This is a genomic window from Iodobacter arcticus (assembly GCF_042664895.1).
GTDB classification, from domain to species: Bacteria; Pseudomonadota; Gammaproteobacteria; order Burkholderiales; family Chitinibacteraceae; genus Iodobacter; species Iodobacter arcticus.
In genome coordinates, this window is the sequence record NZ_JBHTBQ010000046.1 from 87496 (window position 1) to 100672 (window position 13177).

A 13177-nucleotide genomic window follows, 5' to 3' on the forward strand; every position below is an offset into this window, starting at 1 on the left:
TTTAAAGAAACAGCATCCACACAAGCCAAAGCTTACTTCGACCCCCTAAAGATTTAATTCAAGAAACTAATCGCCGCCTTGCCTGCTTTTGCGGTATCGGCATAAAAGCCCTTTAATACTTCAAAGTGGGTCAGCAGAAACACCAGCGCTTCATCGTCTTTATCCCAAATATCAGGGTAAATTTCTGCATTTGTCATCGCTTCAGCATCAAACATGGCGCGAAATGCTTCCTCAGAGATGCCATTTAACGCCTCAGCAATTTTCTTTACGCTGGCAGCAGAAATACCATGAGCTGGGCCATAACCCACATCTTCTTCGCCTATTTTTTTAATACCTAATACGGCATGAGCCAAAGGGGATGAGGCGGAACTATTTTCTGTCAGCATAAAATGAATACCATGCCATGCTTTATCAATATCGATAATTTGCGCCGCGTACTCACCATCCAGAACCGCAGCGATCTCGCCGGATTCATCATATAAAGCATCCAATTCATCCTGCGAAATAGCTAAAAAACAAGCAATCATTGACATATTTACACCTTAATCCTCAAAAATAAGCCGTGCTAAAACGGCCACTTGCAACATCACCACCAAGCCTGAAAATGATGCACCGGCCCGATTCCCTGCCCGACTTGCAATTGATCTGCCGCAGCAATGGCCGCGAGCAAATAGCTTTTTGCGGCATCGACCGTAGCAATCCAATCTTTGTGTTTAGGCCTTAAGGCCGCGAGTGCGGCGGATAGCGTGCAACCCGTGCCGTGAGTGTGCTTTGTGGCGATGCGCCGCGCAGCAAAGCGGGTGGTGCTGGCTGGGGTGATCAGCCAATCTGGGCTTTCATCCCCTCCCAAATGCCCGCCTTTCATCAATACCGCCCTTGCGCCCATCGCCAACAGCGCATGGCCTTGTGCTTGCATCTGCTCCTCATTACACGCTTCTGCCACACCCAGCAAGGCGGCGGCCTCAGGCAAATTAGGGGTGATTAAGTCGGCCAGCGGCAAGAGTTGATCACGAATTCCGGCAATCGCTTCAGGCAGAAGCAGCGGGTGTCCACCTTTAGCGATCATCACCGTATCCAGCACCACGCAAGCGGGCTGGTGCTGGCGTAAGCCCTGAGCCACGGCGTTAACGATTTCGACATTAGCTAACATGCCGATTTTGATGCTATCAACGCGAATATCCGCCAGCACGGCATTGAGCTGAGCCAGTACAAAATCAGGGGGCACAGGGTGAACACCATGTACCCCAAGTGTATTTTGCGCCGTGAGCGCAGTAATCACGCTCATGCCATAAGCGCCAAGCGCCGAAAAGGTTTTTAAATCAGCTTGGATGCCAGCGCCACCGCCAGAATCTGAGCCTGCAATTGTCAGTGCATTAATCATCAATGAGTCCATAAGAATATGCGGCGGGTCTCACCCCAACCCTAACAACTTAAGCGAAATGTTTTTCGTAGGGCGGGTGCAACCCGCCCTACGATGATTCAATGCTTGTCATTGTGCGGCAGTTTATAGGGTGTACAACGACGAAGTCGTTGCGCACCAAGGGCGGTGCGCAAGAGAAACAACTTGCACACCCTATAAAAATCAACCCCAATCCTGTTAAGTTGACAGGACTGGGCTTTACCCGCCCTAAGGTTAAACATCCGCGCCTTCTAGCCGCAATGCTTGCGCCGCCTGCTGCGGATCGGCTTGCCCGCAAATAGCGGACACCACGGCCACGCCATCGGCTCCGGCGGCTCGTAAAGCGGCCACGCGGCCAAGGCCAATCCCGCCAATGGCTACTGCGGGGATGGCCTTGGCCTGCATGAGTTTGGCAAATTCTGCTAAGCCAATCACAGGGGACGCATCAAGTTTGGTGCCCGTCGCAAAGACCGGCCCCACGCCGATGTAATCGACGATATCCAACGGCACAGCGGCTAAATGCGCTGCGTTTGATGTCGACAAGCCCAGCAGCTTATGCGGGCCGATCAGTTGGCGAGCCATTTCTGGGGCGATATCTTGCTGGCCCACATGCACCCCCGCCGCATCGACCAAGAGCGCCACATCGATATGGTCATTAATAATCAGCGGAATAGGACCAAGCGCGGCTTTTAGTGCCAGAGCGGCAGATACCCATTGGCGTTTTTTCCACTTGGGTGCGCGCAATTGCACCATGGTCACGCCGCCCGCCACCGCTGCCACCGCAGTAGCCACCATGCCCTCTTCACCACCACATAGATCAGGATCGAGTACTAAATAGAGAGAAAGATCTAAATCAGGCTTCATTTAGCCCCCTTCAATAATAATATCGCCAGCGACAACGCCACCACTCGCTCGCGGCTACATACATCGAGAACCAGATAATCTAAAGCCGATTTCATTCGTCCACCGCCTTCAGCATGGCGGGCTGCATGATATACAGCGCGTCTAAAAAGGCAGGCAAGAATGTGCCGGGGCCATCGCAGGCTGATTCGGCACGCTCGCCCGCAATCGCCATCACGGCACAAGCTGCAGCCACCGCCACTAGCTTATCGGGTGCGCCCGCCACAAAAGCGGCCACCACCGCAGAGAGGGCACAGCCCGTACCCACGACTCGCGTCATCAACACATGGCCCCAAGGAATGGCCCAGGTGGATACTCCATCGCTGACATAATCCGCTTCGCCCGTTACCGCCACAATCGCACCGGTTTGCAGTGCAAGACGTTGCGCAGCAGCAATCGCCAATACCGAGCTGGCCGTACTATCAACCCCTTTGCCACTGGCCGATTCTCCTGCCAAAGCCATAATCTCTGAAGCATTACCGCGAATCACTGCCGGTTTTTGCAGCAATAAATCATGCAATGCGTCGGTGCGATAAGCCAAAACGCCAGCGGCCACCGGATCAAGCACCCACGGCGTATGGGCTGCATTGGCGGCCGTAACGGCTTTTTGCATGGCGAGCAGGCGGGCCGGATACAGCGTGCCTACATTAATCAACAGGGCATCGGCCATGGCGGCAAACTCAGCCACTTCTTCTTCGGCCACAATCATAGCGGGGGACGCGCCCAACGCCAGCAAGACATTGGCCGTAATTGACTGCACCACTTCATTACTCAGGCAATGCACCAGCGGCGCGGCAGCACGCACACGCGCAAACTCTTCGCCGACGCGGTACAGGGGGAATTGGGGAATAAGCGGAATGGTGTGCAAATCAGACATTTAGGCTCCTTAGCGGGCAGGAAGCCTGCGCCAAGCAGCGCCGACTTCCCTACGCTGGCATGATCCAGATCAGGTCACGGGTATTTCTCAGCCGCTCTAGCAGCCTGTTGGGCTTAAGCGATCGTAGCGAGGGAAAGAACGGTTTGAGACAGATTTCTCGGATTTTTGAGGCGAATAGCTAGCTATTCAACGAAAAAATGCGTGAAATCTGGCCAAATCCGGCTTTTCCGCAGTAGATCAGCCTTAAGTCCGACAGGCTGCTTGTATAAGCGGCACCCCGAGTCAGGTCGACATTTTGCGGATATTAGCCCAGACAGACAAGCGTAAAAGATCAAACCTAGGCAATAAAATAGAAATATGCCGCAGCAAAGCGGTCTGCCGCTTACAAAAAACCTACTTAATCAAAGTGCCAAGCAAAACAATACCTTGCTCAATCTGCTCAAAGCTTGCATGGCTAAAATTCAACCTGATGGTGCTGGTTTGACGCGGCACAGGATCAAAAGCCGAGCCGGGCATAATCGCCAAGCCAGCCTCTAATGCTTCTTGCATCAGCTGCATCACATCTTGCTCGGATTTAAGCGTAAGCCAAAAGAATAAGCCACCAGATGGCAAGGCCCAACTAGCCTTATCACCCAAGTGCTTTAGCAAAGCCGCCTGCATCACATCTCTTTTCTCTCGATAAAGCGGCAAAATGCTCGCCACATGCTGATCTAAAGAGCCGTCTTTGAGTAGCTGCGTCACAATCGCCTGGCTTAAACGATTGCTATGCAAATCTGCAGCTTGCTTTAAGCGCGTCATCGCTTGAATCAAATCCGGATGCACAATCAAATAGCCTAGACGCAGCCCTGGCGCTAAGGTTTTAGAAAACGAGCCCTGATATACCCAACGTGCCTGCTTTAAGTGCGAAACAATAGGCGCGGGCGCAGGGCCGTCAAAAGACAGATCACGGTAAGGATCGTCTTCAAACACCACCATGGATTGCCCGTCAAAGGCCTGTGCCAAAGCCTTACGCCTTGCTAGGGAATAACACAAACCAGTTGGATTTTGGAAAGTAGGCACCAGATAAGCCAAGCGCGCATCGGCAGCGGCTACCGCCTCCGGCAACAAGCCTTCTTCATCTTGCGCTGCCGTTACAAAACGCGCGCCCAGTAAGCGAAACACCTGCAAAGCGGCCAAATAGGTAGGAGATTCGGTCAGCACGGGCGTGTCTTCTTCGATCATTAGTTTGCTGAGCAGATCAATTCCCTGTTGCGAGCCATTCACAATCAACACCTGCTCGGCACTACAGGCAATGCCCAGCTTTCTGGCCCTTATCGCCACTTGTTCTCTGAGTGCTGGCTCGCCTTCGGTTTGCCCGTATTGCCAGATATCGTCAGCCAGTTGGCCCAACACTTCTGGTGTAGCCCTGAACAAAACCTCGCTGGCGGGTAAGCCTCCTGCAAAAGAAATCACCCCCGGCTTTGATGCGGCAGCTAAAATGTCTCTGACAAGAGAAGAAGTAAGACGATCAATACGCGCAGCAAACATAGGATTCACCAGACAGGTCAATAGATATGACCTATTTATGCCGTATGCGCAACTACCCTGTCAATACGTAGCTTGCGCAGTTGGCTAGTACTTAAGCAAAAGCTTCCCAGTAAGGCGGGCCATCACAGGGCGAATTTTGCATCCGTATTTCACACGACACTGAACCATGAACCCAAATCACACACTCAACGCGGATTTAGAAAGCCTGTTTTACGGCTATCGCGCTTTTACATCGCTGCCCGATGAAATGCTCGCGCCCTTGCAATTAGCACGGGTACACCACCGCATTTTATATTTTGTGGGCCGTGACGCAGGGCTATCAGTTAATACACTACTGGCTAGGCTGGGCACGTCCAAACAGGCCCTCAACCGGCCACTCAGAGAGCTGCAAACAAAAGGGCTGATTATTGCCAGCACCGCCCGCCATGACGGGCGTGTCAAACGTCTTAGCTTAAGTGAATCAGGTCAACTTTTAGAAGAACAACTATCCAGCAGCCAACGCCAATTACTACAGCAAGCTTTTGCCCAAAGCCCCGAATCAGAAGCAGGCTGGCGGGCGATTATGTCTATTCTGGCGGCAAGCGACAAACACGCCATTAGGCCTCCGGCATGAAGCTCAGCATTGTTATTCCCTTTATGAATCCTGATAGCCAGCATTTTTCTGAAATGCTGGCAGGCTTAGCCGTAGCCGATTACGCTCTGTTTTCTGCTGTAGAAGTCATTCTTATTAATGATGGCAGCCAGCAAAATTACCAGCAGGAAATCGCCCATTTCTCGAAGGCCGCACACCCGCTTTGTATTAATGTGATTGAATTACCCTGTAATCGCGGCGTGTCTTATGCACGCAATCTGGGCATGGCCGCAGCGCAAGGCGATTATATTGCCCTGCACGACGCTGACGATATCAGCCTGCCAGAACGGTTTATCCTCTCTGCACAATTTCTAAACAAACATCCTGAAGTGATTGTGGTTGGGGGCGATATGCTGGTATTTAATGAATACCGCAAAGAAGAATCACTGCGTTTATTTCCAATCCACCACCATGATATTTGCGTAGACAATTTATTTTATTGCGCCATGGCCCAGCCCGCGATGATGATAAATCGTGCGCTGTGGCAGGCCAGCGGCATTCAATACACAGAAAAAATGGATATGGCGCAAGATTGGGATTTAGTAATTCGCCTCAGCCAACACGGGCAACTGGCCAATATGGGCATCCCACTGGTGCGCTACCGCCAGCATTTAAAACAACGCAGCGCCGAAATCACGGGCGAATTTGCCAATATCCATGTGCGTGGCATTTGGGAAAAGCAGCTCAATCATTTGGGCGCAAAGATCAACCCCAAGCTCTTGCAAGTCCACGGGCATTTATCGCCCTATTGGCTTTGGCAGCTCTCCGATATCAGCCAAGCATGGGCACTTTGCCCGGAAGACGTGAGCTATTGGGCAGAAGAGATGCTGAGCAAAAATAAAATAAGCCAGTATGTAAGCGAGCCAATTCTGGCGCAAAGAATATATCGCTTACAGCGCCAATGGCACGCATGGAAAGCCAGTGGCAATCCAACAACACAGATTCAGTCTTTATTATAAATACGCGGCAAATTGAGATTTAATACAACAGACCTCACGGGGTCTTATTCCAAACTAAACCTTTAATCAATACGGAGCCGCGCTATGCATCAGCACCATAAAATCAATTATATTGAAATGCCCTCCAAAGATTTAAATAAGAGCAAAGCCTTTTTTAGCACGGTATTTGGCTGGACTTTTGTAGATTACGGCCCGGAATATTGCGCATTTTCTAATGAGGGCATTGATGGTGGCTTTTACCAAGCCGATTTAAGCATCTCTAGCCACACTGGCGCGCCCTTAATTGTTTTATACAGCAGCAACCTTGAGAACAGCCAAGCCGCCGTTCTGGCTGCAGGTGGCACCATCCTCAAGCCTATTTTTTCATTCCCTGGCGGACGGCGCTTTCAATTTAACGACCCTAACGGCAGCGAATATGCAGTGTGGTCGGAATAGTGCCTACACGCCCAGCGCCACCCAATACACTCGCCCCTCAACCCCATATGCCAGAAGCAGAGAGCCAGGCACTCACTGCCGCGCTGCAAAACACTCAAAGCTATTTAGAATTTGGCATGGGGGGCAGTACGGTACTGGCGGCGTGGCTGGGGGTGAAGCAAATTGTATCGATCGATTCAAGCAAAGAATGGATAGAGAAAGTAGCCAGCCAGATCGCCCCAATTCAATCATCCAGCCAGATCGAGCTACTGCACGCCCCTATCGGCGAAACACTTGAATGGGGGTTTCCTAAAGACAATCAGCTACAAAGCCAATGGCCCGACTACTACAGCAAGCCGTGGCGCGTGGCGCATGATCCGGGTCTGGTGCTGATCGACGGGCGCTTTAGAGTGCCGTGTTTTTTATACTCGCTCCTTCAGCTAAAGCCCGGCGCAATCATCCTATGGGATGACTACTTGGATCGCAGCGAATACCACCATATCGAGCAACATCTGACCCCTGTGGCCTATTTTGGCAATATGGCTCAGTTTTTAGTACCTAGTCACATAAATACAGCAAAAATACTGAATAGCCTGTTTGAAAACCTCTATGCAGTGGATTAATCATCGCCCTTAAGGAATAAAGCATGGACCAGCGCCTTACCCTTTACGCGCTAGCAGCGAAATACCAGCTAGACGCAGCGACCACTCAAAAATTACGGCAACTAGCCGAGCCAGACGCCAGTGCCATCGCCAGCCGCCTGCCTCGCGGGATGGCCGTTGCGGCTGCGGCACTATTTGGCCTAGGGCTGATTTTTTGGATTGCCGCTAATTGGGATACGCTGGGGCGGACAGGTCATTTTGTCTTACTGCAATCGCTGTGTATTTTATTGTGTGTGGGCGCGCTTGGGCTGGCAAAGGCCCGTGTCCCCTTCTGCTTATTGGCCCTACTGTCTATCGGCGGTCTATTTGCTTACTTTGGGCAAACGTATCAAACCGGCGCAGACCCTTGGCAGCTGTTTGCCGTGTGGGGCATTTTGGCCCTGCCGCTGTGCTTTAGCGCCCAAAGCGACGTGCTGTGGACGCCTTGGGCCTTGGTGGTCAGCACCGGTATTTCTTTGTGGATACACGCACATACCGGGCATCGCTGGCGATTTGAGCAGGAGGATACGCGGATTTTCTTACTGGGCTGGAGCAGTGCTCTGCTGCTTACCTTATTGCTTAGCCCTAAGATGCCTTACTTAAACCCTTTCCGTGCTCAGCCAAATATCCATAACCTAAAAGGCAGCGGCCCTTGGGCGTTTCGCACCGCCCTTACGCTGAGCAGCGTGATGATTTGCAGCAGCGCTTTCACATCACTTTTTATGCACGATGCCAGCACGCTTTACTACCTTGGCTTACTCCTCTTTGCCATTGCCGCCGCTGCGCTGGTACAGCCCGCTACTTTTGATATTTATGGCCTAAGCATCATTGGTCTCTGCCTGAATATTTTGCTGGTGTCTGGCCTAAGCAAGCTGCTGTTTCATGACCGCTACGACAACGAAACGATTGGTAAAATATTGCTCATTGGCCTTGTCGCCGCTGGCTTACTCGCCTTTACCGTCAGCATCCTACTGCGCCTTTCTAAGCGCCAAGCCAAGGCCGTATGAGCGATCAAGCGCAATTCCTAAAACAAGCCATCGCTGCCGGTCTACTCCCTAGCGATGCCCGTGTCGAAACCCCAGAAAGCCGGCCTTGGCCCGTGGTGCTGCTCACCGCCTTAGGCGCATGGCTAGCCGCAATCCCACTCTTAATTGTGGTTGGCCTCATGCTAGGCGACACCATTATGCATAATGTGGCAGGGCCGTATATCGTGGGGCTGATGGTTTTAGCCGCAGCCATCCTGCTATTACGCGGCCAAGATATCCCTTTGTTTGTAGAACAGCTCGCCATCCCCGCGCTCATCGTGGGATCTTCGCTCTTGGCCTACGGTCTGTTTGAACATTTACCCAGCGCCCTTGCCTGCACCATGCTGGCGCTACTAGCGGGCGGGCTAACTTGGGCCATTCCTAGGCCTTGGCTGCGTGTTTTACTGGGTGCAGCATCGGCCGCGCTCACAGGCAGCGCCATTCTTATCTACATGAAAAATGGCCATAACGCCTATGCCGAGCTATGGATTGCGCTGCATGCCCTGCTCTTACTGTGGTTGCTGGCCATTGCAGTGCAGCACGTGCTCCTTATAGATGGTGCAAAAGCCTTAGCCGCCGCCGCTTTTGAATCATTTTTCACTGGCTGGCTGTTAGTTACGCTGGCGGGGCTGGCCTTTAGCTCTGGCATGACTTTTCTAGTTGGGGCCAGCCTGAGCAATAGCGTTTTTGCTGACGTCATGAACGAAGTAGCGCCTCAATCGGTAACGACCAGCGGCCTATTTGCGCTTAGCTCATCCCTCCTTACTTTGGCTGCGGGATTTTTGCTGTGGCGCAGCTGGCCTGCTCTGCGCCCCTACGCCGCTGCGGTGCTGATTTTGCTTGTACTGGCTTGGTTTATGCCCGCACTTGGCGCGGTATTGCTGGGCCTATCCATCAGCCTAATCGCCGGACGCTGGCGCATAGCAAGTACCGCGGGCCTTGCCGCCGCATGGATTATTGGTGCGTTTTACTACCAGCTGAACTGGTCACTCGCCAATAAAGCCCTGCTTTTTATGCTGGCAGGTAGCCTGCTTGCTGCGATTGCATGGCGAGCACTGGCCCCAAAAGCATCCACTCCTGCTCCCCCAGCGCAGAGCATTAACCCTCGCCAAAAAATTGGTATTGCACTCACAGCCGCAAGCGTCTTACTGGTCGCCAATATCGGCATCTGGCAAAAAGAAGACCTAATCGCCCACGGCCAGCCGCTGTATATCTCGCTCGCCCCGGTCGACCCACGCTCCCTGATGCAGGGCGATTTTATGCAGCTTAATTTTCAAATCCCCTTTGATACCCCGTCAGTTGGCGACATAAGCAATCCATCCCGCCCTTTTATCATCATGAAAAGAGATAAGCAAAACATCGGCAGCGCCCGGCGTATCGACCATGGCGAGCCACTGGCGGCAGACGAATTCAAAATCGAACTCAGCCCCAAAAACGGCAGCTGGGTCATCGTTAGCGACGCATGGTTTTTTAAAGAAGGCGAAGCCAACCGCTGGGCGCAAGCCCGATACGGTGAATTTAGAGTGATGCCTGATGGAAAGGCCTTGCTGGTGGGGCTGAAGGGAGAGGGGTTAAAAGGGCTTTGAATCGTAATTAATTAAATACTTTGTAGCTAAACCAACATACATCTCAGGCGGCAAAAAAACCGTCAACCCTTGGTTTTTTTATAAGTACTTTGGTATAAATTATCCTACGCTTTTCAATCATACGTTTTTCGTAGAATGCGAAATGACGAAGTCGGAGCGCAAAGGGCCGGTGCGCAAGAAAAGCGCTTGCACACCCTACGAAAATCACGCCCTATTAATCATCCAGCTAATTAGGAATAAACATGAGCAATGCGATTAAAAACATAGAATCCGCCATGCAATATGCCGCCACAATCCGCCCAAAAGTAGGTGGCTTTCCTTATCTAGCGGAAGTCCTTAGACAAGCGGGTGTCACGCGTAATACTTGGGCGCTCCCTGCCTGCCAAAGCATCTTTACCACAAACTTAGGGCCTGTTGTAATGCAAGGCACGCCTTTACTTTCCGGTGTCGCTGATATTCCGCTATTTAATGAAGCCGCCTTAATTTCAGCCCTAAGAATTGATCAAGCAGGAGAAAGTACTTTCCCTGAGTTTTTAAATGCCACTTGGTTGGCAGGCGTTGTTCGCTATGATGTGGATTTATTAGCACGGACCTGCACCTATTACGGTGCTGCCGATGAAGTCTATGTCGAGTCTTACCCTGCAGTGACTATAAAGCCATAAGCTAGCCCACAAACCAATCTCAAACATAACCGTCATCCCCGAATGTTTTTATCGGGGATCCAGCCGCGCTACTGGATTCCCGCCAACAGCACACGGGAATGACGATATATAGAAGCCCTAAGCCGCAAGTACTTCACTAACCCCACCATTGGCATTAACCTTTTTAATTCTGCCAAGCAATAAACACCTTACTTAAGCCTCCCCACCATGAACTTCAGACTTGCCACTCAAGACGATATCCCCGCCCTTTCCCGGATTCGTCTAGCCGTTAAAGAAAACACGCTATCTGACCCTACTCTTATCAGCACAGCCATGTATGAGCAGTTTTTACTGCATAAAGGCAAGGGATGGCTTTGCGAAATAGAAGGGGAAACCACGGGCTTTGCCATTGCAGCCTACCCAGACCATTCAATCTGGGCCCTCTTTGTACTGCCTGAATATGAAGGAAGAGGAATAGGCACTCAGCTATTAAATCTGGCAACAGATCATTTATTTACCCAAGGCGCTCCAGAAATCAAATTAAGCACCACGCCCCATACCCGAGCAGATCGTTTTTATGCACAACAGGGCTGGCAACGAGGAAATGAAGGCAAAGAGGTCGCGTATTTATTAAAGCGATCGATATAAATACGCCCAAGTACAAGGCATCTATGCTTTTTTACGCAGACTGCCTTGTGCTTTTTTACGAGCAATCGCATTCTCCCTGCATTCCCTTTGCGAATCAGCTCGCTCACGTTTGCTCGCGCGTGGCTCTTTATATGTAATACCCAGCATGGATAAACACAACACGCTTCCCATACAAAAAACCAAAAGACTAAACAACAGCAACCCAACACTTTTAATGGCATGCAACCACCACGGGTGCTGATCAAAACGTGTGAACACCACGGATGGATTAAAGGATTGATACGCAACGCTCAACGGACCGCCTACAGAATATGCAGCCCATTGTTCCTGTTGCTCAGCCAACGTATCAGTACTACTAGATTGGTACTCACCCCTATAGACTTGATGTGCAACAAAATAGCGGTAGTCAATTTGAGCATGAAATATCGTTTTGCTCTTATGCTTAGATGAAATGAAATCAATTTTCTCAATAACCGCCGTTGTATGTGGCCAATGCTGGCTTTGATAAGCCTGCCATTGCGAGTAGCCATAAATGAATGAAAAATAAATAGCGAAGCCTCCGCCTATAAAACTCAGAATTGACACCACAGAAACATAAAGGCTCAACACTCCATTTTTAGTTTTTCTCATAACGTATCAGCGTAAAAAAATTAATTAGCATAAAGAAAATCGACATTAAGGCTGGATAGACTGAGTAGACTTATACCATTCAGAAAGAATTTTCCAACCCTTAATTACCCCATAGGTACCCATAAAAACAATCCCACCGCCCATCAATAAAATACCAAAAATTATACCGATAAATGAACCAGAAAACCCCTGAATAAGTGCCATAGGAATTTCCATAGGGAGCCAAAAAGGAGGCCAATCACTTACTATTGCCATATAAGCACAACCTAACCACAGCAAAAAACCAAGTACAAACATGATTAAACCAGAGAAAGGAAAGTCCAATACCGAATCAGGAATGGAATGTTTCATTAAGAATCCTTATATTTTTGATAAGATATTAAGCATTACCATATTAGCCTAAAAAAACAATTAATTAAAAATACCAGACTCCATACGTACAGTATCTTTTTTACTACTAAAAATAAACGAAATAATACGGGTTTTATAATTAGGAGAAAATACACGTGGCTTTTACACGGCCAGTATCTCATTGAGAGTGAATTACCTCCTATAGGCATAAGCATCTACGCTCCAGGCCCTCTATGGCTTAGGACTAAGGCTTTTCTGCATCGCAGCAATTAAATTGATAAGATTGCCTCACCCCTTAAATAAATCCCCCCAACAAAAACTACCATGCCCACCCTCTACATCATCCACGGCTTTGACGCCGCACCTTCAAATCACTGGTTTCCTTGGTTACAAGATCAGCTCACCAGCCTTGGGGTGGCTTGCCATATTCTGGCGATGCCGAACTCCAGCCAGCCAGATTTAAACGCATGGCTGGCTACAATCAGGCAGAGTGTGGCGGTGCATGATGAGGATGTTTATTTTGTGGGGCATAGCCTGGGCTGCATTACCGTGCTGCGGCACTTAGAGCAGATAAATCAAGCCATTGGCGGTGTGGTATTGGTGGCGGGGTTTGCTGAGGCCGTGCCAAAGCTGCCTCAGCTGGATGAATTTACCGCGCAGCCATTAAATACAGCGCATTTACGCCAGCACATTAAACAGCGCTGCGTGATTGCGTCGGATAACGATGCCACTATTTCTTTCGCCTTCACCGAGGCGCTAAGCCAGCAGCTGGATGCGCGGTTTTTAACGATAAAAAATGGCGGGCATTTTTTGCTGGGTGAAGGATTTGATACCCTGCCGGTGGTGCTGGAAGAATTACGCCGGATGTTTGAGCGAGCCAACGCTCAAACATCCGTCAACCACGCTTAGAAAAGCTTCATTCCCGCGCAGGCGGGGATCCAGTATTTT

The 13177-nt window shown here is 50.4% G+C and carries 16 protein-coding genes; 9 read left to right on the forward strand and 7 right to left on the reverse strand.

Annotation, left to right across the window (positions count from 1 at the left end):
• Positions 1-53: 53 nt before the first annotated feature.
• The 5 genes from ACFQNF_RS20320 to ACFQNF_RS20340 all read right to left on the reverse strand — a co-directional run bounded on the left by ACFQNF_RS20320 (position 54) and on the right by ACFQNF_RS20340 (position 4703).
• On the reverse strand, positions 54-533 hold the full coding sequence (locus tag ACFQNF_RS20320; protein ID WP_380190145.1) for a YfbM family protein: 480 nt from the start codon (positions 531-533) through the stop codon (positions 54-56).
• Between the two features lie 53 nt (positions 534-586).
• Positions 587-1381 carry a bifunctional hydroxymethylpyrimidine kinase/phosphomethylpyrimidine kinase gene (gene thiD, locus ACFQNF_RS20325; RefSeq protein WP_380190147.1) on the reverse strand — a complete coding sequence of 265 codons (795 nt, stop codon included), beginning with the start codon at positions 1379-1381 and terminating at the stop codon, positions 587-589.
• Between the two features lie 252 nt (positions 1382-1633).
• Complete coding sequence (gene thiE / locus ACFQNF_RS20330) at positions 1634-2263, reverse strand: thiamine phosphate synthase (protein ID WP_380190149.1); 630 nt, start codon at positions 2261-2263, stop codon at positions 1634-1636.
• A gap of 91 nt (positions 2264-2354) precedes the next feature.
• Positions 2355-3176: a hydroxyethylthiazole kinase gene (gene thiM, locus ACFQNF_RS20335; protein ID WP_380190151.1), complete on the reverse strand. Its 822-nt coding sequence runs from the start codon at positions 3174-3176 to the stop codon at positions 2355-2357.
• A gap of 393 nt (positions 3177-3569) precedes the next feature.
• Complete coding sequence (locus ACFQNF_RS20340) at positions 3570-4703, reverse strand: aminotransferase-like domain-containing protein (RefSeq protein ID WP_380190153.1); 1134 nt, start codon at positions 4701-4703, stop codon at positions 3570-3572.
• Between the two features lie 166 nt (positions 4704-4869).
• Between ACFQNF_RS20340 and ACFQNF_RS20345 the strand changes: the two genes are divergently transcribed.
• The 8 genes from ACFQNF_RS20345 to ACFQNF_RS20380 all read left to right on the forward strand — a co-directional run bounded on the left by ACFQNF_RS20345 (position 4870) and on the right by ACFQNF_RS20380 (position 11248).
• Entirely contained in the window at positions 4870-5316 is a 447-nt protein-coding gene (locus tag ACFQNF_RS20345; protein ID WP_046352994.1) for a MarR family winged helix-turn-helix transcriptional regulator, read from the forward strand.
• Positions 5313-6293 carry a glycosyltransferase family 2 protein gene (locus tag ACFQNF_RS20350; RefSeq protein WP_380190155.1) on the forward strand — a complete coding sequence of 327 codons (981 nt, stop codon included), beginning with the start codon at positions 5313-5315 and terminating at the stop codon, positions 6291-6293. The genes ACFQNF_RS20345 and ACFQNF_RS20350 overlap by 4 nt, the downstream gene beginning before the upstream one ends.
• A gap of 84 nt (positions 6294-6377) precedes the next feature.
• Entirely contained in the window at positions 6378-6728 is a 351-nt protein-coding gene (locus ACFQNF_RS20355; RefSeq protein WP_380190157.1) for a VOC family protein, read from the forward strand.
• Positions 6728-7330 (forward strand): class I SAM-dependent methyltransferase, encoded by a 603-nt coding sequence (locus ACFQNF_RS20360; RefSeq protein ID WP_380190159.1) that lies wholly within the window; start codon positions 6728-6730, stop codon positions 7328-7330. The genes ACFQNF_RS20355 and ACFQNF_RS20360 overlap by 1 nt, the downstream gene beginning before the upstream one ends.
• Before the next feature lie 23 nt (positions 7331-7353).
• Entirely contained in the window at positions 7354-8355 is a 1002-nt protein-coding gene (locus ACFQNF_RS20365) for a DUF2157 domain-containing protein (protein WP_380190161.1), read from the forward strand.
• Positions 8352-9959, forward strand: a complete 1608-nt coding sequence (locus ACFQNF_RS20370; protein WP_380190163.1) for a GDYXXLXY domain-containing protein — start codon at positions 8352-8354, stop codon at positions 9957-9959. The genes ACFQNF_RS20365 and ACFQNF_RS20370 overlap by 4 nt, the downstream gene beginning before the upstream one ends.
• A gap of 242 nt (positions 9960-10201) precedes the next feature.
• Positions 10202-10621, forward strand: a complete 420-nt coding sequence (locus tag ACFQNF_RS20375) for a DUF1398 domain-containing protein (RefSeq protein ID WP_380190165.1) — start codon at positions 10202-10204, stop codon at positions 10619-10621.
• Between the two features lie 207 nt (positions 10622-10828).
• Entirely contained in the window at positions 10829-11248 is a 420-nt protein-coding gene (locus ACFQNF_RS20380; RefSeq protein WP_380190167.1) for a GNAT family N-acetyltransferase, read from the forward strand.
• Between the two features lie 21 nt (positions 11249-11269).
• Here the strand turns inward: ACFQNF_RS20380 and ACFQNF_RS20385 are convergent, their stop codons facing one another.
• Together ACFQNF_RS20385 and ACFQNF_RS20390 are read right to left on the reverse strand one after the other, a co-directional pair.
• A complete protein-coding gene (locus ACFQNF_RS20385; protein WP_380190169.1) occupies positions 11270-11878 on the reverse strand; it encodes a DUF3592 domain-containing protein in 609 nt (202 codons plus the stop codon).
• 45 nt (positions 11879-11923) lie between these two features.
• Positions 11924-12229: a hypothetical protein gene (locus ACFQNF_RS20390; protein ID WP_380190171.1), complete on the reverse strand. Its 306-nt coding sequence runs from the start codon at positions 12227-12229 to the stop codon at positions 11924-11926.
• A gap of 324 nt (positions 12230-12553) precedes the next feature.
• Here ACFQNF_RS20390 and ACFQNF_RS20395 point away from each other — a divergent pair, with 324 nt between their 5' ends.
• Positions 12554-13138 (forward strand): RBBP9/YdeN family alpha/beta hydrolase, encoded by a 585-nt coding sequence (locus ACFQNF_RS20395; protein WP_380190173.1) that lies wholly within the window; start codon positions 12554-12556, stop codon positions 13136-13138.
• The last annotated feature ends 39 nt before the right edge of the window (positions 13139-13177 follow it).

What these genes read in the sequence shown, in the direction of transcription:
- ACFQNF_RS20320 (WP_380190145.1), bottom strand. Translation starts at nt 533, where the DNA reads ATGTCAATGATTGCTTGTTTTTTAGCTATTTCGCAGGATGAATTGGAT.
- thiD (WP_380190147.1), bottom strand. Translation starts at nt 1,381, where the DNA reads ATGATTAATGCACTGACAATTGCAGGCTCAGATTCTGGCGGTGGCGCT.
- thiE (WP_380190149.1), bottom strand. Translation starts at nt 2,263, where the DNA reads ATGAAGCCTGATTTAGATCTTTCTCTCTATTTAGTACTCGATCCTGAT.
- thiM (WP_380190151.1), bottom strand. Translation starts at nt 3,176, where the DNA reads ATGTCTGATTTGCACACCATTCCGCTTATTCCCCAATTCCCCCTGTAC.
- ACFQNF_RS20340 (WP_380190153.1), bottom strand. Translation starts at nt 4,703, where the DNA reads ATGTTTGCTGCGCGTATTGATCGTCTTACTTCTTCTCTTGTCAGAGAC.
- ACFQNF_RS20345 (WP_046352994.1), top strand. Translation starts at nt 4,870, where the DNA reads ATGAACCCAAATCACACACTCAACGCGGATTTAGAAAGCCTGTTTTAC.
- ACFQNF_RS20350 (WP_380190155.1), top strand. Translation starts at nt 5,313, where the DNA reads ATGAAGCTCAGCATTGTTATTCCCTTTATGAATCCTGATAGCCAGCAT.
- ACFQNF_RS20355 (WP_380190157.1), top strand. Translation starts at nt 6,378, where the DNA reads ATGCATCAGCACCATAAAATCAATTATATTGAAATGCCCTCCAAAGAT.
- ACFQNF_RS20365 (WP_380190161.1), top strand. Translation starts at nt 7,354, where the DNA reads ATGGACCAGCGCCTTACCCTTTACGCGCTAGCAGCGAAATACCAGCTA.
- ACFQNF_RS20370 (WP_380190163.1), top strand. Translation starts at nt 8,352, where the DNA reads ATGAGCGATCAAGCGCAATTCCTAAAACAAGCCATCGCTGCCGGTCTA.
- ACFQNF_RS20375 (WP_380190165.1), top strand. Translation starts at nt 10,202, where the DNA reads ATGAGCAATGCGATTAAAAACATAGAATCCGCCATGCAATATGCCGCC.
- ACFQNF_RS20380 (WP_380190167.1), top strand. Translation starts at nt 10,829, where the DNA reads ATGAACTTCAGACTTGCCACTCAAGACGATATCCCCGCCCTTTCCCGG.
- ACFQNF_RS20385 (WP_380190169.1), bottom strand. Translation starts at nt 11,878, where the DNA reads ATGAGAAAAACTAAAAATGGAGTGTTGAGCCTTTATGTTTCTGTGGTG.
- ACFQNF_RS20390 (WP_380190171.1), bottom strand. Translation starts at nt 12,229, where the DNA reads ATGAAACATTCCATTCCTGATTCGGTATTGGACTTTCCTTTCTCTGGT.
- ACFQNF_RS20395 (WP_380190173.1), top strand. Translation starts at nt 12,554, where the DNA reads ATGCCCACCCTCTACATCATCCACGGCTTTGACGCCGCACCTTCAAAT.